This window comes from Pseudomonas sp. P5_B2, assembly GCF_056400445.1.
Genome location: NZ_JBFULH010001179.1, coordinates 1 through 899, shown reverse-complemented (window position 1 = coordinate 899; position 899 = coordinate 1). Strand labels below are relative to the sequence as shown.

Annotated in this window: 1 protein-coding gene and 1 pseudogene; both read right to left on the bottom strand. The window is 53.9% G+C overall.

Annotated features, from left to right (window positions below; translation table 11 throughout):
- Positions 1-91 (bottom strand): annotated as a pseudogene (locus AC1DRJ_RS30030) (aminoacyl-tRNA hydrolase); the annotation flags it as partial.
- A 169-nt stretch (positions 92-260) separates the two neighbouring features.
- Entirely contained in the window at positions 261-860 is a 600-nt protein-coding gene (locus tag AC1DRJ_RS30025; RefSeq protein WP_477805318.1) for a 50S ribosomal protein L25/general stress protein Ctc, read from the bottom strand.
- Positions 861-899: the final 39 nt, after the last annotated feature.

Genomic DNA, 899 nt, shown 5'->3' with positions numbered 1-899 from the left:
GCTCAACAAAAAGGGCCCCTGCGTTATGCCGGGTCTGTTCGTATTCAGCACCTGGATTTCCCAAGCCAACGATCAGTTTAATGGCAGTCACGATAGGGGCCCTTCCTTGGAGTGGTGGATAACATCGCCGCAATCAGTGTGTGCGGCGAAAGTGGACGAAAATTGCTCATTTACCATTATGTAAACTCCGCGTTCTCGCCCGCTTTCTCGCTACGTTCCAGTCCGCGATGTTTCCGGTCACTCCGGCGTACAGAGTAAAATTACTCTGCAGCGCCTTCTGCAGCTTCTGGAGCAACACGTGGAGCGTGAACGTTGGCAACAGCCAGGTCGTTACCGTGAGCCAGAGCAACAAATTCAACGCCTTTAGGAGCGCTGATGTCGGACAGGTGAATGATCGAGCCGACTTCGGCGTTAGCCAGGTCAACTTCGATGAATTCAGGCAGGTCTTTTGGCAGGCAGGTCACTTCGATTTCAGCAACAACGTGCGAAATCTCGCCGCCTTTCTTCACTGGAGCAGCTTCGTTGATGAAGTGCACAGGAACGATAGCGGTCAGCTTTTGGCCGGCAACTACGCGTACGAAGTCAGCGTGCAACACGTGGCCTTTGGCCGGGTGACGCTGCAGAGCCTTGATGATTACGTTTTGCTTGGTGCCGCCAACGTTCAGCTCGATGATGTGGCTGTAAGCCGCTTCGTTTTCGAGCAGTTTGGCAACTTCTTTAGCCAGCATGCTGATGGATTCAGGGGCTTTTTCGCCACCGTAAACTACAGCTGGTACCAGGCTTGCGAGACGACGCAGGCGGCGGCTCGCACCTTTCCCCAGGTCGGAACGGACTTCTGCATTCAGAGTCAGATCGGTCATGTTGTATCTCCAAAATAACCCCATTCGCCCCAGCGTTTG

What these genes read in the sequence shown, in the direction of transcription:
- AC1DRJ_RS30025 (WP_477805318.1), bottom strand. Translation starts at nt 860, where the DNA reads ATGACCGATCTGACTCTGAATGCAGAAGTCCGTTCCGACCTGGGGAAA.